Annotated in this window: 14 protein-coding genes; 5 read left to right on the top strand and 9 right to left on the bottom strand. The window is 65.8% G+C overall.

Features of this window, described 5'->3' with window-relative positions; translation table 11 throughout:
- Positions 1-15 precede the first annotated feature (15 nt).
- From AC1D29_RS28505 to AC1D29_RS28485, 5 genes are all read right to left on the bottom strand, one after another.
- Positions 16-783 carry a LytR/AlgR family response regulator transcription factor gene (locus tag AC1D29_RS28505; protein ID WP_477903959.1) on the bottom strand — a complete coding sequence of 256 codons (768 nt, stop codon included), beginning with the start codon at positions 781-783 and terminating at the stop codon, positions 16-18.
- Positions 780-1,802, bottom strand: a complete 1,023-nt coding sequence (locus AC1D29_RS28500; RefSeq protein WP_477903957.1) for a sensor histidine kinase — start codon at positions 1,800-1,802, stop codon at positions 780-782. The genes AC1D29_RS28505 and AC1D29_RS28500 overlap by 4 nt, the downstream gene beginning before the upstream one ends.
- Entirely contained in the window at positions 1,786-2,469 is a 684-nt protein-coding gene (locus AC1D29_RS28495; RefSeq protein ID WP_477903955.1) for a hypothetical protein, read from the bottom strand. The genes AC1D29_RS28500 and AC1D29_RS28495 overlap by 17 nt, the downstream gene beginning before the upstream one ends.
- A 29-nt stretch (positions 2,470-2,498) precedes the next feature.
- Positions 2,499-3,173, bottom strand: a complete 675-nt coding sequence (locus AC1D29_RS28490) for a hypothetical protein (RefSeq protein ID WP_477903953.1) — start codon at positions 3,171-3,173, stop codon at positions 2,499-2,501.
- A gap of 140 nt (positions 3,174-3,313) precedes the next feature.
- Complete coding sequence (locus tag AC1D29_RS28485; RefSeq protein WP_477903951.1) at positions 3,314-4,852, bottom strand: tryptophan halogenase family protein; 1,539 nt, start codon at positions 4,850-4,852, stop codon at positions 3,314-3,316.
- A 325-nt stretch (positions 4,853-5,177) separates the two neighbouring features.
- Here AC1D29_RS28485 and AC1D29_RS28480 point away from each other — a divergent pair, with 325 nt between their 5' ends.
- The 5 genes from AC1D29_RS28480 (at position 5,178) to AC1D29_RS28460 (ending at position 15,340) form a co-directional block, all read left to right on the top strand.
- Positions 5,178-6,779 (top strand): hypothetical protein, encoded by a 1,602-nt coding sequence (locus tag AC1D29_RS28480; RefSeq protein WP_477903949.1) that lies wholly within the window; start codon positions 5,178-5,180, stop codon positions 6,777-6,779.
- A gap of 43 nt (positions 6,780-6,822) precedes the next feature.
- Positions 6,823-9,906, top strand: coding sequence for a TonB-dependent receptor (locus AC1D29_RS28475; protein ID WP_477903947.1), 3,084 nt, complete (start codon positions 6,823-6,825; stop codon positions 9,904-9,906).
- Positions 9,907-10,061: 155 nt separating this feature from the next.
- A complete protein-coding gene (locus AC1D29_RS28470) occupies positions 10,062-11,531 on the top strand; it encodes a tryptophan halogenase family protein (RefSeq protein ID WP_477903945.1) in 1,470 nt (489 codons plus the stop codon).
- 133 nt (positions 11,532-11,664) lie between these two features.
- Positions 11,665-13,041 carry a glycoside hydrolase family 43 protein gene (locus AC1D29_RS28465; protein ID WP_477903943.1) on the top strand — a complete coding sequence of 459 codons (1,377 nt, stop codon included), beginning with the start codon at positions 11,665-11,667 and terminating at the stop codon, positions 13,039-13,041.
- Positions 13,042-13,168: 127 nt separating this feature from the next.
- Entirely contained in the window at positions 13,169-15,340 is a 2,172-nt protein-coding gene (locus AC1D29_RS28460; protein WP_477903941.1) for a 3-keto-alpha-glucoside-1,2-lyase-like domain-containing protein, read from the top strand.
- Between the two features lie 263 nt (positions 15,341-15,603).
- Here the strand turns inward: AC1D29_RS28460 and AC1D29_RS28455 are convergent, their stop codons facing one another.
- The 4 genes from AC1D29_RS28455 to AC1D29_RS28440 all read right to left on the bottom strand — a co-directional run bounded on the left by AC1D29_RS28455 (position 15,604) and on the right by AC1D29_RS28440 (position 23,095).
- Positions 15,604-16,551, bottom strand: a complete 948-nt coding sequence (locus AC1D29_RS28455) for a PA14 domain-containing protein (RefSeq protein WP_477903939.1) — start codon at positions 16,549-16,551, stop codon at positions 15,604-15,606.
- Between the two features lie 55 nt (positions 16,552-16,606).
- Positions 16,607-19,486 carry a beta-galactosidase GalA gene (galA, locus tag AC1D29_RS28450; RefSeq protein ID WP_477903937.1) on the bottom strand — a complete coding sequence of 960 codons (2,880 nt, stop codon included), beginning with the start codon at positions 19,484-19,486 and terminating at the stop codon, positions 16,607-16,609.
- Positions 19,487-19,506: 20 nt separating this feature from the next.
- Positions 19,507-21,822, bottom strand: a complete 2,316-nt coding sequence (locus AC1D29_RS28445; protein ID WP_477903935.1) for a right-handed parallel beta-helix repeat-containing protein — start codon at positions 21,820-21,822, stop codon at positions 19,507-19,509.
- Between the two features lie 64 nt (positions 21,823-21,886).
- The gene (locus tag AC1D29_RS28440; protein ID WP_477903933.1) at positions 21,887-23,095 is read right to left on the bottom strand and encodes a glycoside hydrolase family 27 protein; all 1,209 of its coding nucleotides are present in this window, start codon (positions 23,093-23,095) and stop codon (positions 21,887-21,889) included.
- Positions 23,096-23,107 lie beyond the last annotated feature (12 nt).

The following is a 23,107-nucleotide window of genomic DNA, read 5'->3' as shown; positions in this document are numbered from 1 at the left end:
GGCTGCCGGCACGGGCTACATCGGCTTGAAGCGCGGCTGGAAGCTCTGGCTCACGGGCAGCGTTGTACGCCCGTCCTTGAGCCGCACTTCCATGCCGCCGAGGCTTCGGTCGACACGCGCGACGTGAGTGAGGTTGATGACGACGGCGCGGTGGATCTGCCAGAACTGCTCCGGGTCGAGTTGCAGCAGCAACTCGCGCAAGGACAGGCGCAGCAGGTATTCGCCTTCCGCAGTGACGGCGCAGGTGTATTTGTTGTCGCTGCGGAAATGGCTCACATCAGCCACCATCACGAGGTGCAGGCGTTCGCCCTGGGAGGCCTGCAGCCAGCGCAGCGGTGCGCCGGGCACGGCCGGCGCTGCGGTTGGCAAGGACGGCGGCGTCCACTGCTGCAACCAGCGCGCGAGTTCGGCCGGCGGCAATTGCAGTCGCTGCTGCAGGCGCTGCACCGTCTCGCGCAGGCGCTCGGTGGCCAGCGGCTTGAGCAGATAGTCCACCGCGCCCTGGTCAAAAGCGGTGACCGCATGCGCGTCGTAGGCGGTGACGAAGACGACGTGACACAGGCCCTTGACGCGCCGCGCCAGCTGCAGGCCGTCAAGCCCGGGCAGGCGGATGTCGACGAAGACGATGTCGGGCCGCAGTTCCAGCACCAGCGCCAGGCCTTGCTCACGGTCCTCGGCCTCGGCCAACACCTGCAACTGCGGCCACAGCTCGGCCAGCCCCTCGCGCAGGCGCTGGCGCGGCAGGGCTTCGTCTTCGATCAGCAGGGCAGTGGGGTGCTTCATCGGGTTTCGGAGCTTTCCCAGGCCAGTTCGATGCGCGCGCAGACGCCGCCTGCGGGGCGCTGTTGAACACTCAGGCGTGCGGCCTCGCCATACAGCCCGGCCAAACGATCGCGAACATCGGCCAGGCCCAGCCCTTGGCCCTGCGCGGGCAACGCCACGGCCGCTTGCAGCCCGACGCCGTCGTCGCGCACTTCAAGCACGAAGCGTTCGCCCTCGCGTCGCGCCTCCAGATCGATGCGTCCGCCCTGCGGCTTGGGCTCGATGCCGTGGCGTACCGCGTTTTCAACGAGCGTCAGCACCATCAGCGGCGGCAGCTTGTGGTCGTTGCAGTCTGGGTGCGCTTGAAGGCCGAAGTGCAGGCGTGCACCCAACCGCGTGGCCATCACGGTGAGGTAGGCGCTTGCCAGCTGGAACTCGCGTTCCAGCGTGCTCATGGGTTGGCGCAGCGAGGGCAAGGCCAGGCGCAGGTAGTCGTGCAGTTCGCCGAGAAAGCGCTCAGCCGTGGCCGGCTGGCTGCGGATGAGCTGCTGCAGGCTGGCCAGCGCATTGAACAGGAAGTGCGGCTCGACCTGGGCCTGCAGCGCCTTGAGTTCGGTCAGGCTGACCTGGCGCGACAGCTCGGCCATCGCCGCCGTGTGCTCGGCGTGCGCCAGGCGCAATGCCAGGGCCTGCTCCTCGCGCCAGCGCCACCAGCGGGTCGGCAGATGCATCAGCAGCGCGAAGGCGAAGGCCGGTAGCCAAGGCTGCCATAGCGCGAGCGGGCTGCGCCATTGCGCCAGGCCGATGCCGGGCAGCAGCAGCGTCCCCGCCGCCGCGCCCAGGGCGGCGGCCAGCGGCACCGCCAGGGGCCACCAGCGCCAGTTGAGCGTGAACCACGCGGCGCTGTAGGCCAGCCAGAGCTGGGCGGCCAGAGGCAGCCAGCGCGCCTGGGGCCAGGCCCAGTGCAGCAGGGCCCAGGCCGCCCAGAACAGCAGGGCAGGGAGGAGGGCGCGGCGCAGCACCTCAGTCCAGCGCGGCATTCTTCAGCGGCGCCGGTGGCAACTTTGCCGTTTCTGCCAGCGCCTGCGCGTAGACGCGCCGCGCCCGCTCCAGGTCGATGCCGATGGGTGTCGTCGTCGGTGCCACTTCAGGGCCGACAACCTCGAAGCGCAGGCCACGCGCCCAAACCTGGCCTTCGCCCACCAGGCCCAGGCCCAGCCCGAGGTGCGTGGCGTCTGCGGGCACGTCCATCACGACGTTCACGTCATGCCAGCCGCCATCCGCCGGTACGCCGCCGCCCATGGGTAGCGGCTTCATTTTGTCGCTTGAGACATTCATGTCGCCGCTCAAATCGCCGAAGCCGTCGCGGAGGTAGAGGCCGGCCCAGCCGCGGACGGCTTCGGCCCTCAGCTCACCGCTGAAGCGAACCCGCTTGCCGGCATAGCCCAGCACCGCTTGATGAGCCGAGGCTGCGCTGATGGGCCCCGGCGTTTTCGGGTAGACCGAACGGATCGTCAGCGTCGGCGCGCCGCCTGCGGCTGGATCGATGCCTACTTCGTAGCCGTTCAGCGCCGCCGCAGCCGTCTTGGTGTCAGTGGGATGGGACATCTGGTGGGCAAACCAACCCTGGGGCATGCGGAGATTGGCGGCGTTGACGCTGAGCACGACGGCGGCCAGCGGCGCGAGCAGGAGGATGCGGAAGTTCATGTCGGTAGTCCTGGGTGACGTCGCTGCGCTTATTGCAGGGACAGGTTTTGGGGAGGCATAGGCGGCCGGTCTTGCGGCAATGCCCTCAACATCTGCTGCACCTTCTGGTGCAGCTCCCGTGCGGCGATGGCTGCCTCGACGCCAAAGCGCTGTGTGCTCAACGGCACGTCCCGGCCCACCACCTCCAGCCGCAGGCTTCTTGCCCAGACCTGGCCGCTGCCGGCCAGGGCGAGGCCGACGCTGACCGAACCGGGGCCATCGGCGGGGATGTCGGCCACCACGCTGACGTCGCACCAGTCCGGGCAACCGGCCGCGCCCAGCGGCGGCGTCTTGTCGAAGTCCGGGTCGACGTGGGCCATGTAGAGCAACTTGAAGCCCGTGGCCACGACCAGGCCGCCCCAGCCATCAAGGCCTGCGGCCTTGACCTGGCCGGTGAAGCGCACGCGCTGCCCGGCATAACCGACGACGAACTGGCCGATGCTGCCGATGTCGCTGCTGGATCCCTTGCCAATGGACTTGACTGTCAGCGCGCGCTGGCCGCTGGCTTCGGTCTCGGGGGCGACGCCGGCTCCATGCGTCATGCCGTCGGGCCACCGATGGCCGGCGCCCGACACCCAGCCGTCGGGCTGGCGCAGGGTTTCGGCGCCGCTGGCGCTCAAAGCCAGCGCCGCCAGTGGCACGGTAAGGAGGGCTCGATAGTCCATCTGTTTGTCCTTGGAGTTGAAGAGGCAGACGCAGTGTGGGCGGGTGCTGCGAAGCCCGCTCGGGCGATGCGACGAGCCAGCGTCGGCGCCGACGAGGCAGGTGCGGCAGCGACAAGCGACTTCGGGGAGCGCCGCGCGCGTCAGTCCTTCGGCGGCGCGGTGATCCTGTCCAGGAAGTCCGCGTGCGACGGCATGGATGACACCGTACGCGAGATCGCGCCGTGCACCGATTGGAGGTGGCGGCGGATCAGCTGCGGGTCCACCAGGTCGACGTACGGGTCGTACCGCTCGGGGTAGACGCCCAGGCCCAGCAGGATCGACGCCCACGACGGCTCGGCAAAGCCTTCCGGTTCGATCACGGCGACGCGGCCGGTCTTGCGGAACAGGTCGATCTGGTGGGCAATATCGTCGGGAATGGGCATGTCGGCGCAGTAGCGCCAGAACTCGCTGTCGCGCCGCTCACCCAGCTTGTAGTGAAGGATGATGAAGTCGCGCACGGACTCGTAGCGATAGGCCATCTGCCGGTTGAACTCGTCCGCCAGCGCCGGCTGGAACGACAGGTCCGGCAGCATGGCCGTCAGGCGGCTGACACCGTCCATGATGAGATGCAGGCTGGTGGATTCCAGCGGTTCCAGGAAGCCTGACGACAGGCCGATGGCCACCACGTTCTTGACCCAGCTCTGCTTGCGTCGCCCGGTGACGAAGCGCTGCTGCCGAGGCTCGTCCAGGGGCTTGCCGTCCAGGTGGCCGAGCAGCGTGCGCTGCGCCTCGTCGTCGCCCAGGTAACCGCTGCAATAGACCAGCCCGTTGCCCGTGCGGTGCTGCAGCGGGATGCGCCATTGCCAGCCGGCGGTGCGGGCGGTCGACCGCGTGTAGGGCGTCATCGGGCCAGCGCGCTCGCACGGCACGGCCAGGGCGCGGTCACAGGGCAGCCAGCGGCTCCAGTCCTCGTAGGGCGACTTCATCGCCCCGTCGATCAGCAGGGCGCGAAAGCCGGAGCAGTCGATGAAGAGATCGCCTTCCACGCGGCGCCCGTCGTTCAGGCGCAGCGCCGTCACAAAACCGTCTTCGGGGCGCGTCTCGACCTGCGTGATGGTGCCTTCGATGCGCTTGGCGCCGTGCCGGAGGGCGTACTCGCGCAGGTAGGCACCGTACAGCGACGCATCGAAGTGGAAGGCGTAGTTGAAGGCATTGGAAGCAGCTGGCTCGCCCGGCGTCGGCGGCATGAAGCGCATCTGCCGGGCCATCACCGTCGCGGTCGACCATTCCTCGTAGGACGGCAATTTGTCGCCCATTGCCTGCAGACGCAGCCAGTAGGCCCACAGCGGCCGGTTGTGGATGGCCGGGCCGAAGCCGCCGAAGCCGTGGAAGAAGCGATTGCCGATGCGGCCCCAGTCCTGGAACTCGATGCCGAGCTTGAAGGTGGCGCGCGTGCGCCGGACGAAGTCGGCCTCGTCGATGCCCAGCATCTGGTTGTAGAACTGGACCGTCGGCAGCGTCGCTTCGCCGACACCCACGGTGCCGATGTCCGCCGATTCCACCAGCGTCACCTCGCAGTGTTGGTCGGGTTGGTCGGGTTGGTCAGGCCGGCACAGCATCCGCGCCAGCGGTGCGGCGGTGATCCAGCCGGCGCTGCCGCCGCCCACGATGACGATCCTCTGCAGTGGACGATTTCGCACCAACAGTCTCCAAAAAAAATACAGATCTGGTCAGTCCAGGAGTTTGCCCTATGTCTCTTTGGTCTTACCAGTTGTACTCTAGTCGCACGGCATCGGAATGCATTCCTGACACACACGGCGCGGTTACCCGTGCGCTCGCCAGCCCTGAAACGCAGTGATCACAGACGCAACGGGGCGGTTTTCTCACCGACCAATAGTTGGTGCAACGGACGAACAAAAGCCGCTGTCAGCGAAGCAAGGCGAGCCCGATCACAAGGGCGCAGGGGCGTTGCAGATGAAGGTCTGCGCCCGGCTGCCTCAGTCAATTCAGAACAGGAGACAAAACGTGACGAAAAAGTTGATTCCGCAAGCTCGGAAGTTGACCGTTGTAGCAGCGTGCGCTTTTTTGGCCGCCTGCGGCGGCGGTGAAGGTGGCGGTGGCGGGGGTGCTGCCGAGGGCCGCTTTCAGGCCATCAGTTTCAAGTATCCGGGCGGCAACACGCTCTTGAATGGGCCGACCACGTTGTCGGCTACCGCGACTTCAGGGCTGCCAGTCAGCTTCCGCAGCGGCACGCCCGCCACCTGCACGGTCGCGGACAACCAAGTGACGCTGGTGGCCGCAGGCGAGTGCCAGGTCATCGCGAGCCAGCCCGGTGGTGCTGGCACGGACGGCACCAGATGGGCTGCTGCAGACGATACGAGCCAGCTGTTCAACGTGTTGAAGCATGCGCAACGCCCGGTGACGCCACTGGGCGTCGTTCTGCGGGCGGCTTCCGCAAGCGTCACGCTGTCAGGCAAGACTGACGCGGGTCTTCCGGCGACTTACAAGTCGACGACGCCCGAGATCTGTACCGTGAGCGGCACGACGCTGACCGTGATGAGCACGGGCACTTGTCAGCTTGGCGTGACGGCGCCGGCCGATGCCTCATATGCGGCCATGGCCGAGACGCCGGCCTTTATTGCAGTCAGTCCACTGCCGCCTTCGGTGGCCCAGTTGCAGGGTATGACTCAGACAGTCGCGCTGGCTTCGGTCGATGCCGGCGGCAATGCCCTGACGTATGCAAGCACCACCCCCGCAGTTTGCACGGTGGCGAGCACCGAGCTCCGCCTGAACGCCAAGGGAATCTGCGCGGTGACCCTGTCCAAAGCAGGAGGCGCTTCCGAGAACTTCCAGGTGATCGTTGATCCGCGTGTGTTCGCCGCCGGCTTTGATTCGGCGGCGAAGCGCACTTCGCAGTTTGGTGAACTCAACTACTCCGCGGGCTTCCCGCTCGCTTGGTGTGGTGGTGGGCCAAATCCGCCGAACTGCAACCTGACGGTGACGGGTTTCTCCGCGACCTTCGGCGTAGACATCAGCAAGGCGTCGAACCCCAACTGGGACGGCTCTACCAAGGACTGGTGGTCTTTCCTCACGGCCGAGATCGGCGCGCCAAGGAAGAAGACCGACTCCGGCTACGACTGGCTTCCTTTCGATGTGAAGACCGAGGACTCGCTGTACATGTTGTTGGCAATAAACCAGCCCGCACTCGACGTAGGAAGTTCTGACAACGAACGTGGTGTGTATGTGCGCATCAAGACCAATCACTTGGTGAAGAAGGGCAATGATGACTGCTATGTGACAGTCTCGGCGCACTTGCGTCCGACATCTGCAGCGCCTTCCGAGTACGTGATCCCGTTCAAGGACTTCGCGGTGACGGACAAGTGCGGCAGCCCTGATCTTCCGCAGACCGAAGGGTGGATGTACGACTGGGGTGTGTCGGCCGAATCGAAGGCAGCTGCGCTCGCCGAAATCCGGGCGTATGGCATTCGCGCGTTGCAGTTTGCGCCTGGCACGGTGAATCTCAAGCGGCCGACGCCGAACGCTGACGGCACTTTGCCCAGCCCGACGGACGCCGGCTACACGCTGAGCACCGACATCACCGTCTATGGCCTGATCACCGTGCAGTGAACACACCGTGGCTTCACTTCAAACAATTGAGAGAGACAAGTCGATGAGAAAGTTCAGAACGACCGCCATCCATCGCGGCATGGTCCACATGATGCTGCTCACCGTGGGCAGCGCAGCTTTGGCGCAGTCGACTGCTGAAAAGCCGCCGAACAACCTGGAAACCGTCGTCATCACCGGCCAGCGCGCGGCACTGCAGTCGGCCCAGAAGATCAAGCAGAACGCCGAGGAAATCGTCGACTCGGTCGTCGCGGAAGAGGCCGGCAAGTTGCCGGACAAGTCGATCACCGAAGTGCTGCAGCGCGTCGTCGGCGTCATCATCGACCGCAACAAGTCGCGTGGCGATCCGGAGCACTTCTCCGTCGAAGGCTCGGGCATCAGCGTGCGGGGCCTCAGCTGGGGCTCGTCGCTGCTGAATGGCCGTGAGTCGTTCTCCGCCGGCTGGCCGGGCCGCGAGCTGAGCTGGGGCGATGTCCCGCCCGAGTTGATGGCCGGGGTGGACGTCTACAAGAACCCCTCCAGCGAGATCATCGAAGGCGGCGTCAGCGGCACGGTGAACCTGCGCACGGCCTTGCCCTTTGACTACAAGGGAACCAAGGCCTACCTGTCGGTGGGCAACAACTACACGCAGCGCTCGGGCAAGAATTCGCCCAGCATGTCGGGGCTGTACACCACCCAATGGAATACGGACATCGGCCGCGTCGGCGTGCTGCTGGACCTGTCGTACAACCACTCCAGCTTCCAGAACGAGAGCATCCAGCTCGATGCCTACTACCCCCGCACAGACCTGATCGCTGGCAAGGTGGCGTGGGCGCCGAAATCGGCCTCGTTCCGCAACAACACCGGCGACAACGAACGCGCCGGCTTCTATGGCGCACTGCAGTGGAAGCAGGGCAGCATGGACTCATCGCTGACCTATTTCGTGTCGGGTGCACGTGAGACGGGCAGCGAGCAGGGCTTCTACACCGGTGTGGAGAATGCCTACAAGTCGACGATCAGCGATGCGAAGTACGACGCCAACAACGTGCTGACCTCTGGCACCTACACCTATCTGACCGGCGCCGGAGCGAACACCTCCCCGCTCGGCGGGCTGGGCCTGCAAATCACGCGCGGCTGGAATCAGAGCAAGTCGCAGACACGTGAACTGGCGTGGAACTTCAAGTGGGCCGTCAACGACAAGTGGCTGCTGCAGAACGACGTCCAGTGGGTTCATGCGAAGAACGATTCGGTCGGCCGCAACCTGCAGCTGGGAACTTTCGCGCCGAGCATGCACATCGACGTGCCAGGAAAAAGCCCCGTGCGCATCGGGTTCGACCAGACCAGCAAGGAGTACCTGGCCAATCCGGACAACTACTACTGGAATCTGGTCATGCCGGGCATGAGCAAGGCAGATGCCGACCTCTACGCCTGGAAGGCAGACGCACGTTACCGTTTTGACGACCCCATCCTGCGTGACATCCGTGTCGGCGTGAGAGCCACCTACCGTGTCGCGCGCCACTACGACGCGTCGGGCCAGACCTGGACGTCCATTGCCGAGCCCTGGGCCGTCAAGCCGAACGTGACGCCCGGCCAGATGCCCCCAGACGATGGCTCATGGCAGTCGCGCGGAAGCTTCGCCTACCTGAAGGACCCACGCTACCAAGGCGTGCCGGTCGAAACGTTCAACTTCGGCAACTTCTATGGCGGCAAGGCGGGCGCCCTGCCCAATATCGTCATGCCGACGATCGGCGCCGTGCGCGACTATCCGAACACGTACAAGACGCTGCTTACCGACTACCGCTACCAGCAATGCCTGGATGGCAAGAAGCTGTACCCATCCGTGACGTGCAATGAGGCGGATTTCAAGAACTACTTCCAGCAGCTGGTTTACGACAACGACCCGTCCAAAACCAGCACGCACAGCGAACAGACCGACGCGGTCTACGCCACGCTGCGCTTCGGTTTCGACGACCTGAAGTTCCCCATCGAAGGCAATGCCGGCGTGCGCGTCGTGCTGACCCGCGACGTCTCGCACGGCTACTCGGTTTTCGAGACGAAATACAGCCAGGACACGCCGCCCCATCTGCCGCGCTTCGACCTCACCGAACCTCTTGACGTGCAGAACCAATTCGTCAAGGTGCTGCCGTCGCTCAACCTGAAGATGAATTTCACCGACAGGTTGCAGGCCCGCCTGGCGATGGCCCAGAGCATGAACCGGCCTGGCTTCAACCAGCTGGGCGAGTACATCAAGCTGTGGCAGGACTACAACTTCGACAAACAGACGGTCACCTACCGTGGAGAGAACACCGGCAACGTCAAGCTCAAGCCCATCACGGCCAACAGCTATGACCTGGCGCTGGAGTGGTACCCGCGTGACGGCCAGTCCATCACGGCCACGGCGTTCCATAAAGACGTCAAGAACGTCATCATGAACTCCGCCTACTCCCGTACCTACAACAGTGAAGCTGGCAATCCGCAGATTTTCCCCATCACGGGTCCCGACAACGTGGGGAAGGCGAAGGTCAGCGGCCTCGAGGTTGCGGGCATGACCTACCTGGACAAGCTCCCGTTCCTGGAAGGCGTGCTGCCGGAATGGGCCAAGGGCATCGGCGTGTCGGCCAACTACACCTACATCGACGCCAAGCAAAGCCTGTACAAGCAGATCTACAACCCCTATTGCGATGCGGGCAGGGCGACGACGAATGGCACGCTGCACCTGTTCGGCTGCGACACCAACGGCCTGCCGTTCAGTGCTCTGCCGCTGCCCTACATGGCCAAGAACGCGTACAACTTCGTCCTGATGTACGACCGTGGTCCGCTGTCGGCGCGGCTGGCCTACAACTGGCACAGCCGCATCCTGCAGTCGGCGGACGCCAATGGCACGCGTGGCGAGGACGCGACGAGCGCCGACCCGGCGCGCCCGGGTGCCCAGGACGTGGGCTGGGGCCTGCCAACCTGGCAGGAGGCATTCGGCCAGTGGGACGCCGGCATGAACTACAGGTTCAGCGACACGCTCAGCATGTCGCTCAACGTGACCAACCTCAACAACGTCATCGTCCGCCAGACGCAGCAGCAGCACATCGGCACGATGGGACGCGCGTGGTTCTACCCTGGCCGCAGCTACTCGCTGAGCGCACGCTACGAGTTCTGACGCGCCCCTGACGCGGCGTCACCTGCATGCCGCCCGGACGGGCTGTCCGGGCGGCATGCCCACTTGTGTGGATCGACGCCGTGCGTGGCCAGAGACGGAAATGATTGAACTCGGCGCAGGTCGTTCAATGCGCCCAAGAACTTGGCAGAGTCTCTATGCAGAAGGTTGATCGCATCGTCGTCGTGGGCGGTGGCAGCGCCGGCTGGATGGTGGCCGCGGCGCTGGTCACCGGGCTGAAAGGCCGCGCCACCGTCGAGGTGGTCGAGTCCGAGGACATCGGCATCATCGGCGTCGGTGAAGCCACCTTCCCGTCCATCCGCAACTACAACCAGCTGATCGGCATCGACGAGCGCGATTTCCTGCGCGCCACCAACGGCACCTACAAGCTGGGCATCCGCTTCTGCGACTGGCGGGACGTTGGCAAGGACTACTTCCACACCTTCGGCCATTTCGGCAACCTGTTCGGCTCGCAGACGTTGTGGGCCCAGCACCGGCGCATGGGCCTGGCCGAGCCGCTGGGCGTGCAGTGCGTGCCCACGGTGATGGCGATGAAGGGCCGTTTCGTGCTGCCCAGCGAGCAGGCGCAGTTCAAGTACGCCTACCACTTCGACGCCGTCCAGTACGCCGCCTTCCTGCGCAATCTGGCCGTGCAGCGCGGTGCCCGCCACACGCTGGGACGCATCACCGACGTGTCACGCCGCGCCGACGGCGGCGTGGCCGCCTTGCAACTGGAGGACGGCCGGCGCATCGGGGGCGACCTGTTCGTCGACTGCTCGGGCTTTCGTTCCCTGCTGTTGGGCCAGGCGCTGGAGGAGCCCTTCGTCGACTTCAGCCACTGGCTGCCCGTCGACGGCGCGTGGGCCTGCCCCACGGAACGGGTCGGCGAGGAACTGGCGCCGTACACCCAGGCCACGGCGCTGGAAGGGGGTTGGGCGTGGCGTATCCCGCTGCAGAGCCGCACCGGTCATGGCCACGTGTTCGCGAGCCGCTTCATCGACGCCGACCGTGCGCGCGAACAACTGCTGGCGCGGCTCGACGGCAAGCCGCTTGGCGAGCCGCGGCTGCTGCGCTTCACGACCGGCCACCGCGAGCGCTTCTGGGTGCACAACGTCGTCGCCATCGGCCTGTCCTCCGGCTTCCTGGAGCCGCTGGAGTCCACCAGCATCTACCTGATCCAGGACGGCATCAGCCGCCTCATGACCCTGCTGACGGCCGGCTGGCCGGTGGACGAGAACGACCGGGCGCTGTTCAACGACGGTGCGGCACGCCGCTTCGCGCGCATCCGCGACTTCATCATCCTGCACTACTGCCTGACCCGCCGCCGCGACAGCGAGCTGTGGCGTCATGTCGCGACGATGGAGCTGCCCGAGACCCTGGCCTTCCGGATGGAGCTGTGGCGTCGCTACGGCGTGCTGCATGAATACGACGAGGAAGGCTTCGACGCCACCAGCTGGCTGGCCATCCACGCCGGCATGGAGCACTGGCCGGAGCGCAACGATCCGGTCTTCGCGGAGATCCCGCCGGAGCGGGCGTTGGCGGCGCTGAATCAGCGTCGCAAAGCCATCGAAGCCTCGGTGGCGCGCATGCCGCAGCACCATTGCACGCTGCTCGAGATGCTGGGCTGATGTCAGCCCGAACTGATCAACCTGAAAGGTGAAGCGCCATGTGGCAGGGGTCGAAATCGCCCGTAGTTTTCCCAGCGGATGGCCGTTTCGCCGTCCCGCATCCTTCCGAATCGAGGCTTCCATGATTGCGCGCGTGCTTGCGCTCCTGGCGCTTGTCCAGGCCTGCGTCTGGTCGCAGCCGAGCCAGGCCGAGAACCCCGTTGTCCAGACCAGCTTCACCGCCGATCCGGCGCCGTTGGTGCACAAGGGGGTTGTCTACCTCTACACCGGGCAGGACGAGGACGAAGCCCGCGACTTCAAGATGCGCAACTGGCGGCTCTACACGTCAACCGACATGTCGAACTGGACCGACAAGGGCGTCGTGGCGTCGCTGGCGACCTTTCCCTGGGCGGTGCAGGACAACGACGCCTGGGCTTCCCAGGTGGTCGAGCGCGCTGGCAAGTTCTACCTCTATGCGTCGGTGAGCGTACCGGGCTGGCCCAAGAGCGTGATTGCCGTCGCGGTGGCCGACAAGCCCGAGGGGCCGTTCAAGGATGCGCTGGGCAAGCCGCTGATCGACAAGGGCGTCGGCTATTTCGACCCCACGGTCTTCGTCGACGACGACGGGCAGGCCTATATGTACTGGGGCAACCCGAACCTGTACTACGTGAAGCTGAACCCGGACATGATCTCCTACAGCGGCGAGATCCAGCAGGCCGAGGGCAAACCGCGCAACTACCAGGAAGGCCCCTGGTTCTACAAGCGCCAGGGCAAGTACTACATGGCCTACGCGTCGGCCTGCTGCCCCGAAGGCATCGGCTACGCCATGAGCGACAAGCCCACCGGCCCTTGGGTCTACAAGGGCGACATCATGGACCACAACACCAACTCGACCGGCAACCACCCGGGCATCGTCGACTACATGGGTGGGTCCTACCTGTTCGGGTTCAACTACCGGCTGAACTTTGCCGACACGCCCATCCATCGCGAACGCCGCTCCGTCACCGTGACCCGGTTCGACTACAACGCGGACGGCACCATCAACATGCTCCCCTGGTGGGACAACGCCGGCGTCGCTCCTCTCAAACCCTTGTCGCCCTACGAACGCGTGGAAGCCGAGACCATGGCGTGGACGTCGCGCCTGAAGCGGGATCGGGATCACCAGTTCGACTGGGCACCTGGCATCAAGACCGCGCGCAATGACAAGGTCGGCATGGTCGTCACACGCATCACCGATCTCAGCTACATCAAGGTCAACGGCGTCGACTTTGGCAGCAAGGGCGCGGCCCGTTTCGTCGCCAATCTGGCCAGTGAGACGGAAGGCGGCAAGATTGAATTGCGGCTCGACAGCGTCGATGGACCGCATCTCGGCACCCTGGCGGTGGCCCGCACCGGCGGCCGCGATCAGTGGCAACAGCAAAGCGTGCCGGTCTCGGGCGCCACGGGCCTGCACGACCTCTACCTCATCTTCAGGGGTCAAGGCGAGCCGACGATGTTTGAGTTCGATCACTGGCGCTTTGAGCGCAAGTGAAGCCTGTGACCCTTAAGCCGCCCCTGATCTCCGTGGTAACCGGGTATCCCGGCGCGAAGCGATTACAGCTGTGACCGGTGGGCGCTCAGCTTTGCAGCCCAATCCAACGATTTCGTGAAGTTTTAGTATGCGCGACCTTTCCTTGCCGGTTATATGTCTGCTATTGATTGTCGGATCAAACAGTGTGCTCGCATCAGCGTCGGAGCAGTGCATTACGCTGCAAGGCGACGCGGGCGGGAAGCGTTTTGACGGCATTGGCATCGTCGATGGGGGCGGGGCTACCTCCGTCTTGTTGAAGGATTATCCGGAACCCCAGCGCAGCCAGATTCTTGATTTGATGTACAAGCCCAGGTTCGGTGCTTCCGTCATCGCGCTGTATGTCGAAATTCCCGGCGACGGCAACTCTACGCAGGGCTCCATGCTCAGTCACATGCACAAGCGCGATGACTTGAACCATTCGCGCGGTTATATGTGGTGGGTGATGCAGGAGGCCAAGAAACGCAACCCGAAACTCTCGCTGGATGCCACTGCCTGGAGCGCGCCCGGATGGCTGGGCGATCAGGGTACGCTGTTTGCAAAAAATGCCGGCAGCGACGAAAAGGGCGACCTCGATTTCTTTTCACAAGACACGGCCAACTACTATGTGAAGTGGCTTCAGGGCCTGCGCCAGGTGTATGGGCTGGAATTGGACGCGATCGGCATTCGCAATGAAAAGGGCGTGAGCTATGACTTCAGCAAGGCGCTGCGCACAACGCTGACCGCGAACGGTTTCAAGTCGACCAAGATTCACGCCTTTGACAACTGGCCGGACGATTGGAAATTCAATTTTGTAAAGGACATGCTGACGGACAAGGACTTGCGCGACTCGATCGACATCATCGGCGCCCATATCAATCCGCCCGAATCATTCACGCCCGCATCGGTGCGCGATTTGGCTGGAAGCCTCAACAAGCCGATCTGGAATACCGAGCAGCACGTATACAAGGCTGGCTACGACGGCCTGATATCGATGGTGCAGGGTTTCAACGAGAATTTTGTCCGCAGCGGCGCCACCAAGGTCGTCAACTGGTATGGCATTGCCGGCTTGTACACCATGACCCCATATTCCGGAGAGAAAGAAGCGGCCATCCGGGCCAACTGGCCTTGGAGTGCGCATTACCAGCTAAACCCCGTGCTTTGGGGTTACGCCCATTACGGTCAGTTCAGCGAAATCGGTTGGAGCTACCTCAATGGTGCTAGTGGCGACCTGACGGCGGGCGGCACTTATGTCACCCTGAAATCGCCAACTGGCGACTACAGCGTCATCCTGGAAACCAAAGCTGCCAAAGCCCCGCAGCAGGTCCGTTTCGAAATTGGCGGCGGCCTGTCGTCGAACAAGCTGGCCGTCTGGCGCAGCAATGAGCAGGAGCATTTCGTACGCCAGGATGATCTCGAACCGGTCAAGGGTGTCGTGACGCTCACCCTCGATCCGCATACGGTCTATTCGCTGACGACCACTCGCGGGCAGCGCCAAGGTGGTTTCGACAAGATCCCGGAGGTCAAGGCTTTCCCCTTCCCCTATTACGAGACCTTCGAACAATACGCCGACCCGAAGCAATGGGGATATTTGCCGCGCTACTTCTCCGACATCAGCGGTGCCTTCGAGTTGACCGCTTGCCCGGGCGGGAAAGGACGTTGCCTGCGTCAGATGACGCCAGTGCCAACGATTTCGTGGGGTCCTGATTGGCAGCCATACACCATCGTTGGCGACGACGCCTGGCAGGACTACGAAGTCAGCGCCGACGTGTACCTGCAGCCTGGCGACGCGGCCGCCGTGATGGGGCGTGTGAACCACGTTGGCACGGGTTTCGGTGTCACGCCGAAGGGCTACTTCGCGCAACTGGACGACAGTGGGCAGTTGCGGTTGGTCGTCGTTCGCGGCAAGGTTGACCCGAAGAAGCTGGAAGGCGACGCCGAGCAGCAGGCCTTGATCAAGGCGCAAAACGACAGCAGTGCTGGTGGCGAAAAAGTGCTCGCGACGGCTCGGTTAGCGGGCATCTCGCCAAATCGCTGGCACAAATTGGCGCTGCGTTTCAATGGTCCCACCATCACCGCCGTCGTCGATGGCAAAGCGGTAGTGAGTGCGATCGACACGCTGTACGGGAAGGGAATGGCGGGTCTGATGGCAGGCGCATCGCAGAACAGGGTCAGCACGCCGTACTTCGACAATGTGCTGATCAACAGACTGGATGGCACGTTGCCGAAGCCAGCGACCGCCATCGCTGGGCAGCGTTCGGTTTATCCAAGCTCGGCGCGGTGAAATTCTGGGATCAATTTCTCCATGACTTTTGAACTGCGCGGGCAGCGCTCTACTGGATCGCAAGCCCGGCGTTCTTGAGGCGGGGCGTTGGGCCGGCGTGGTGCCAGACGCACCCTCTGAGCCGCTATGGCGCCTTCGGGGGCAGGGGTGGAACAGACCACCGAACGCACACGGCATACCGCGTGCGGCGGGTCGTGCGGTCCGTCGGTGTCTTGTCCATCTTGTGCTCCCCCTGGGATCGAATCCGCCCGATGTCGTTCGGCCTACTGTGGGGCCGAAGCAGCGGTCGGCGGGCGGCCGAGCAGCCGGCGCGGGATGTATTGGTAGTCCTTGCCGTCCGGCTTCTTCCAACCCAGCATCAGCGCGAGACCAAAGCCAGGCCCCTGAAAGTAGCGCACACGGAAGTGGCGCAGGCCTTTGGCCAGCTTCAGCGTGTCCATCAGCGGGCTCGCCGCATGGATGCCGTCGTTGTTGATCACCTCCACGCCATCCACGGTAAGGATGGCCCCGTCGTCAGACAGCAGCATGAGATCCATGGTGATGTCCTGCGGGATGTTGACGGTGAAGCGGATGTCCAGCCCGAACCATTCGTTGATGTCCAGGCCCGGGAAGCCGTCGCGGAAGTCACGCGGTGTGATGTCGAGCTGGGCCAGGCAAACGGTCTTGATGGGTTTGCGCCGGCGCATTTCATTCACGGACGTGGTGCCTTCGCGCAGGCGGTAAACCTCAGCCACCATCGGCCGGTCCGGCGCGTCTCCACATTCGTCAAACAGTTTGGCCGGCGCCGCGCTGCTGGCAGCCGGGGCGGCCGCCGCAAGCGGCGCAGGGGGCGGCGGCACCGGCACAGGCACAGGCGGCGGGGGCGGAGGCAGAGGCGGAGGCGGAGGCGGGGGTGGCACGGGTTCGACCTTGCGTACCTCGATCACCGGGAGCTCGGGTATGACCGGAGGCGCCAGATCGGGCATCTTGGGCGGCAGCGGCGGGGGCTCGGGAGGCTTCGATGCCGTCTTGGGCTGGATGATTTTCATACCCGTGATGGGGGGCTTCTTTGGCGGCGGCACCTGTGAGCGCCACGACAGCACCGCTATCAGCAGCAGCAGATGGAAGATCACCGCAATGGTCAGCGCGTAGCCGTTGAACCGGCGGCCCCATCGCGGCGGCTGTGCAGGTTCGGCGGTCGGCGGAGCGGGATCGTGAGAGGGCGAGGTCATAAGTTGTTTTGTGACGTTCGGCTGTTGTCCGGCAGCCTGTAAGACTTGTCGGCGCTCAGAAGATCTCGATCACCGTCGCAGCAGGCGCAAGGCCGTCGCTGACGGCGCGCAGCGTGGCGCGGCCGCCGTCCCCGGCCTTGCCGGTGGACTGCAGGATCACCTGGGCCTGGCCGTTGAACACGCTGCGCTGCCAGGGTGCGGCCGGTGTGGTGGTGCGCAGCGTGGCCCAGCGGCGGCCACCCTGCGCGCCGTCGAACAGCGCGCGCGTGCCACCGGCCGGTGTCGGGAAGACGGCGGTCAGCGTGGCCTCGGCGCCCGCAGTCGGGTCCAAATCGATGACCGCCATGCCAGCCTCCTGTCGCACCGAAACCGGGCGGCCGTCGAGATGGAACTGCACGCCCGGCGCGATCTCGCCCAGGAGCAGCACCTGGCGTTCGCCGGCGGGCGCCTTGCATGTGATGGTGGCCTGCACCACGTTCCAGGCACTGTCGGCGGGCTGCTGCTCCGGCGGAACCCAGGCGAAGGGGTCACGCCAGCCGGCGTCGCCGGTGCCACCTGTCCCGGCCATCAGCGCGGCCGCCTCCTCGGGCCGGGCGATGCTGCGGTGGCGCCAGCGCGTGGCGGCTGCGTAGCGATGCAGTTCGGTCGGTCGGTCGGCCTCGTGCGAGCCGGGGTCACCGTTGCCCATGCCGATGAGCCGCACCGGCCCGCTGGCCTCGAACGCGACGCGGTGGGCCGCGGTGGGAACGACGCGGCCCTCGCGGTCGACGACGTTCACGGTGACCACCGCGACATCGTCACCGCCGGCGCGCAGCCGCGCGCGGTCGACGGTCAGCCGCACCGCGGCGCCGTCGCCCGTGGTGGCCACGGTCTGCGTTGTGACGAGTTGGCCGGCTCGGTAGCCGCGCGCCACCAGGCTGCCCGGCGCGTAGGGCACGCTCCACTGCAGGTGGCCGTAGCGTTGCAGCGCCTTGCGGCCGAGCGAGCTGCCGTTCAGCAGCAGCTCGACCTCGTCGGTGTTGGCGTAGACGCGCACGTCGACGGGCTGGCCTTCGCGACCCGGCCAGTTCCAGTGCGGCAGCACGTGCACCATGGGCTCGGCAGTCCAGGCGGCCTTCAGGTACTGGCCGCTGTCCTTCAGCGCGCCGGTCGTGTCCATCATGCCGAACTGCGACGAGACGGCGGGCCAGCCGAAGGGCGTGGTCTCGCCGCGGTAGTCGAAGCCGGTCCAGAAGAACACGCCGGCCAGGAAGGGGCGCTCGGCGTTGAAGCGCCAGGCCTCCTCGATGCTCGAGGTCGAGTCGCCCCCCGAGCGCTTGTCGTAGGCGGCGATGTGCACGCGGGCCGGGTCGTCGGTGTAGATGCCGCGCGTCGCGTAGGTCAGGCCTTCCTCGGTGACGACCGATGCTCGGTCGGGGAAGCGCCGGTGCATCGCGTCGATGTCATGCTGGCCCTTGTAGTTGAAGCCGATGACCTGCGAGCCGACCGATGTGCCCTCGGCCTGGCCCGAGCTGGAGGCGGCCAGCGTTGCGGGCCGGGTCGGGTCCAGGCGGCGCACGATGGCCTGCATCTGCTGCGCCAGGCGCGTGCCGATCTCGGTGTTCTCGATGGCCCATTCCTCGTTGCCCACCGACCACAGAATCACCGACGGGTGGTTGCGGTCGCGCCGCACCATGCGCTCCAGCTCGTCACGGATCTGCGGCGCAGTGCCCATCATGCGGTGCTCGTCGATGACAAGGATGCCGAGCCGGTCGCAGGCATCCAGCAGCTCGGGCGTCGCCGGATGGTGTGCCGAGCGGATGGCGTTCACGCCCATGCCCTTGAGCATCTTCAGCCGCGCCTCGTGCATGGCGTCGGGCAGGGCGATGCCGATGCCGGCATGGTCCTGATGGTTGTTGACGCCGTGCAGCTTGACGTGGCGGCCGTTGAGGAAGAACCCCTCGTTGGCATCGAAGCGGATGGTGCGGATGCCGAAGGGCGTGTCGATACGGTCGACGACCTCGGCGCCGCGCTTGACGAGGGTCGTCAGCGTATAGCGCTGCGGCGTCTCCAGTGACCACAGCTGCGGCGCTTTGACGCTCAGTCGGGCTGTCACGTCCAGGCTGGCGTCGGCGGCCACGCGGCCAGTCGGCACGCTGGCGCGGGCGACGATGCGGCCGGCGGGGTCGCGCAACTCGTGTTGCAGGCTGAAGGACTCGGCCGCATTGCCGCCGTTGCGCACCGTGGTGTCGACGGCCACCTCAGCGTGGTCGCCGGCGACGGTGGCGCGCACGAAGCTGCCCTGGGGCGCCACGTGCAGCGGCGCCGTCTGCGTCAGCCAGACATGGCGGTAGATGCCCGCGCCTTCGTACCACCAGCCCTCCGGCGTGGTGGCGTCCACGCGCACCGCGACGACGTTGCGCCCGCCGAAGTTCAGGTAGTCGGTGATGTCGACGTTGAAGCTCGAGTACCCGCTGGCCTCGTGGTGCAGGTAGTGGCCGTTGACCCAGACAACGCTGTCGCGGAACACGCCATCGAACTCCAGCGCGATGCGCTGGCCGCGCGCCGACGCGGGAACGGCCAGCTCACGCCGGTACCAGCCGATGCTGTTCTCGGGGAAGCCCCGGCCGATGGCCTTGGAGCCGTGCGCCGGACTGCCGTGCGAGCTGAACGGCAGCTCCACGGCCCAGTCGTGTGGCAGGTCGACGCGGCGCCATGGCCGGTCCTCGAAGTCCGCCGCAGCGGGGCCGTCGCCAAMGCCGGCTTTGGCGAAGAAGAACGACCGCGTGCCGTGGTCGAAGTCCTTCGCCGGGTCTTGTGCGTGGCCCAGCGCGAAGCGCCAGCCCTCGTCGATGCGGGTGCGCTGGCGCGCGCCGTCCGCAGCGCTGGCGCTGCCCACGGCGAAGGCCAGTGCGAGGGCCCAGAACACCCAGGAAAAGAGGGAAGCTTGTCTCATGTTGATGTTTGACGTTGGGATCATGGTTTGCTCGGATTCGCTTCGGCGGCCCGGCGCGGCCAATGCAGCAGGACGCGCGCCTGGTTGCGCACGATGGTGAGTTCGACGCGCGGGCCTGCGGCCAGCAGCGACTGCAGGGTCGCGACATCGCTGATCGGTTGCTGGGCGGCGCTGACGATGACGTCGCGTGCCTGCAAGCCGGCGGCCGCGCCGACGCTGCCTGCCTCGACCGCCAGCACGATGAGGCCGGCCTTGTCGCCGAGGCCGGCGGCCGACTGCTCTCCCAGGGTCTCGACGGGCTTGAGGCTCAGGCCCTGCAGTTGCACGGCTTGCAGCGTTGCAACCTGGCTCAGCGCCCGGGGCATGGGGAATTCGGGCTGCTCCGCCAGCGCCTTCAGCCGCGCCGGCCGCACGCCGAAGTCATCCATCGGGAAGTTGACGAAGCCGGCGCGCGCGGCAAGTGCCGCGTTCGTGACCGTGTAGTCGCCACGTTCCGGCGCGGCGAAGCGCGGGTCACCGGCGACCGAATCGGCGTCGGTGCCGCGGGCCTGGGCGGCTCGCAGGTCGGCCTCGGCGATGAAGAGGTTGCGGTTGACGCTGCGCCCCCAACGCTTGATCTCCACCGGCTGGTGCGCCCCCATGACGAGGTTGGACTCGAACACGTCACCGCCGTTGTCGAACCACACATGCGGGTGGAAGCTGCCGCCCACGAGGATGTTGTTGCGCACGATGCGCTGGAAGCCCTCGCGCAGCTTGAGCCCACCGGCCAGCATCAGGTTCTCTTCGATGACGTAGTTGGAGGCGCCGTCGTCCAGGTCCACATCCCAGCCGTGGTCGCAGCGCCAGCGGTTGCGACGCATGACGATGGGCTCCATGGCATCCAGCAGCGCCAGCACGGGGTAGGTAGCCGCCCGGCGGTCCATCTCGGCGCGGTCGGGGTGCCAGAAGCGATCGCGGCCCCAGCTGTTGAAGCTGCCGTGGTCGCCGGTCAGGCGCACGGTGTCGAACACGTCGTTGTGGGTGATGCGGTGGCCGCCCCAGGTGCCGTCGCCGATGTTGATGCCGGCCCGCGGCATGCGGTAGATGCTGTTGTGGTCGACCGTGATGCGCGCGGCCATCGCGATCTGCACGCCGGTGGCCTGGCGGTCGATCTGGCCGATGTCGTGGATGAGGTTGTCGCTCGCCTCGGAGTCCTTGGGATAGGCGTCCGACTTCGGGCCGGGCGTGCGGTCGATGGCTGCGACGTCCAGCTGCTCGTGGTACTCGAACAGCGGTGAACGCACGGCCTCCGCCCGGCCGACGAAGGCCACGGCCGTGCCGCCGATGTCGTGGATGTGGTTGCCCGAAACCGTCACGCGCTGTACGCGCCCACTGACGACGATGGCGTGGCCGCCGAGGTCGATGAACTCGGAGCCCTCAATGCGAACGTCGCCGGCGTTCTCGATGGTCACGGCACCGACGCGATGGAACTTCCAGTCCGAGCGCAGCAGCGGCTCGGTGGCCTTCAGGAAGGTGGGCTCCGTTTCCCGGAACACCAGGTTGAGAACCCGAACGTGCTGCACCTGAGCCTTGCTGCCCTCTATGCGGATCAGGGCTTCTTGCGCGCTGCCGCGAAAGCCTCGTGCCGGCGGCCGTTCGCCAGCCAGTGGCTTGAAATAGAGCCAGCCCTCGCGGCGGTCGTGGAACCACTCGCCAGGCGCGTCCAGCTCTTCCAGCACGTTCTCGACGTAACGGTCCTTGTCGCTCGGCGTCATGACGCGGTTGTTGGCGAGCTGTTCGCCATGGAGGAGGCTGCCGTCGGGTTTCTTGCCGAGAATGGGGATCTGCAGCCCGCCCCAGCCATAACCATGCAGCGCATGCAGCACGGCGCCTTGCGGGTCATGCCAGCGCGCCAGGCGCTCGGGCGACGTGGCATCGGCGGCGCCGCCAAAGCCCGGGTTTGCCGGGTCAACATTGGGGTAGCGGGCGCGCACCAGCGCGTGCTGCCCCAGCCACAGGCGCTGGAACGCTGCGCCAGCGAACCGGGCGCGCCAGAGGCCGTCCTTCCAGCGCTCCCAGCGCAGTGCCGGCAGCGACGTCGCGCCGCTCAGCACGGGCTGGGCACCCGGCGCCGCGGCGAGCACGAAAGGCTCGTCTGCCGTGCCCGACAGCGCCTCATCAATGACGATGGGCGCCGACAGCTGGTAGTTGCCAGCAGCCAGTTCGATGCGGCGGATGCGCTTGTCGGTCCGCGCCCGCTGCAGGGCGGACTCCAGCGACTTGGCGTCCTTCACGGTCAGCGCATCGGCCTGGGCGCCGCAGACCAGAACCGCCAGAGTGAGCAGCAGTGACTTCATCCGCATGACGGACCCGGCAGCGACTCGGTCATCCGCGTCGGGTGGCAGGCATTCACCGTCCCCGTCATGGCGCGGCCTTGATGCGCACCATGATCACGCCATGCGGCGCCACCTTGCCGCCGTAGCTGCCGCGCACGCCCTTCGTGACCTTCTTGCTCCACAGGTCCTTCACGTCGGCCTTCTGGTCGACGGGCAACTGGAGCTGTTCCCAAGCCACCTTCATGTCGGCCGGCGTCTTGCCGCGGTTGAACAGCACTGCGGCGTACTCGCCGCCTGCCAGCGGACGGACCCAGACCTCGAGGTCGCCTTGCTTCAGCGCGCGGCAGCCTTGCTGGCCCAGCGGATCCTGGTCGACGGCGATGACGTCCTTGTTGGTGAGGATGCGCAGCGTGTCGGCGTCCATCTTCGACAGGTCGTTGCCAGCGATCAGCGGCGCGGCCAGCATGGCCCACAGCGAGAAGTGCGACTCGTACTCGGTCGTCGTCATGCCGCCGTTGCCCACTTCCAGCATGTCAGGGTCGTTCCAGGCATTGGGCGCCGACTGGCCACCGCGCGCGGCTTGCATGTCCAGGATGTTGGTCATGCCATTCCCCTTGTCCTTCGTGCTTTCCCAACCGTCGTAGATGTCATGGGTGGTGCGCCACAGGTGGCCCACCGTCGGGCCCCAGCGCTCGGGATGGTCGGTGCCCCATTCGCAGATGGAAAACACGATGTCGCGACCGGACTCGCGCAGGGCCTTGGCCATGACGGTGTAGGCCGCCTCGGCGTTGCGGGTGCCGGTGTTGCACCAGTCGTATTTCAGAAAGTCCACGCCCCATTTGGCGTACTGGCTCGCGTCCTGGAACTCACGGCCTGCGCTGCCCGGGCGACCGGCGCAGGTCAGTGAGCCGGCATCGGAGTAGAGGCCGAACTTCAGGCCCTTGGCGTGCACATAGTCGGCCAGTGCCTTGATGCCCGACGGGAAGCGCTCGGGGTCGGCCTGGATGTTGCCGTCGGCATCGCGGCTCTTCTGCCAGCAGTCGTCGATGACGATGTACTGGTAGCCGGCGTCCTTCATGCCGGACGCAGCCATGGCGTCGGCCTGCTGGCGGATCAATTGCTCGCTGACGTTGCAGTCGAACTTGTTCCACGAGTTCCAGCCCATCGGCGGGGTCGGCGCGACATTGGGCTTGGGAGCCTCCAGCTTCAGCGTCCCGTCGGCGTGGGCGGGCGTGATGGCGATGAAGCAGAGCAGCGCGACGGTACGAGCGGCGCGTCGGATGAGGTGGTGCATGCAGAGATTCAC

The sequence above is a fragment of the Roseateles sp. P1_C6 genome (assembly GCF_056406315.1).
This window is presented reverse-complemented; position numbering and strand designations above follow the sequence as displayed.

Coding starts and splice junctions, on each gene's coding strand:
- AC1D29_RS28505 (WP_477903959.1), bottom strand. CDS start 783: ATGAAGCACCCCACTGCCCTGCTGATCGAAGACGAAGCCCTGCCGCGC.
- AC1D29_RS28500 (WP_477903957.1), bottom strand. CDS start 1,802: ATGCCGCGCTGGACTGAGGTGCTGCGCCGCGCCCTCCTCCCTGCCCTG.
- AC1D29_RS28495 (WP_477903955.1), bottom strand. CDS start 2,469: ATGAACTTCCGCATCCTCCTGCTCGCGCCGCTGGCCGCCGTCGTGCTC.
- AC1D29_RS28490 (WP_477903953.1), bottom strand. CDS start 3,173: ATGGACTATCGAGCCCTCCTTACCGTGCCACTGGCGGCGCTGGCTTTG.
- AC1D29_RS28475 (WP_477903947.1), top strand. CDS start 6,823: ATGAGAAAGTTCAGAACGACCGCCATCCATCGCGGCATGGTCCACATG.
- AC1D29_RS28470 (WP_477903945.1), top strand. CDS start 10,062: ATGCAGAAGGTTGATCGCATCGTCGTCGTGGGCGGTGGCAGCGCCGGC.
- AC1D29_RS28460 (WP_477903941.1), top strand. CDS start 13,169: ATGCGCGACCTTTCCTTGCCGGTTATATGTCTGCTATTGATTGTCGGA.
- AC1D29_RS28455 (WP_477903939.1), bottom strand. CDS start 16,551: ATGACCTCGCCCTCTCACGATCCCGCTCCGCCGACCGCCGAACCTGCA.
- AC1D29_RS28445 (WP_477903935.1), bottom strand. CDS start 21,822: ATGAAGTCACTGCTGCTCACTCTGGCGGTTCTGGTCTGCGGCGCCCAG.
- AC1D29_RS28440 (WP_477903933.1), bottom strand. CDS start 23,095: ATGCACCACCTCATCCGACGCGCCGCTCGTACCGTCGCGCTGCTCTGC.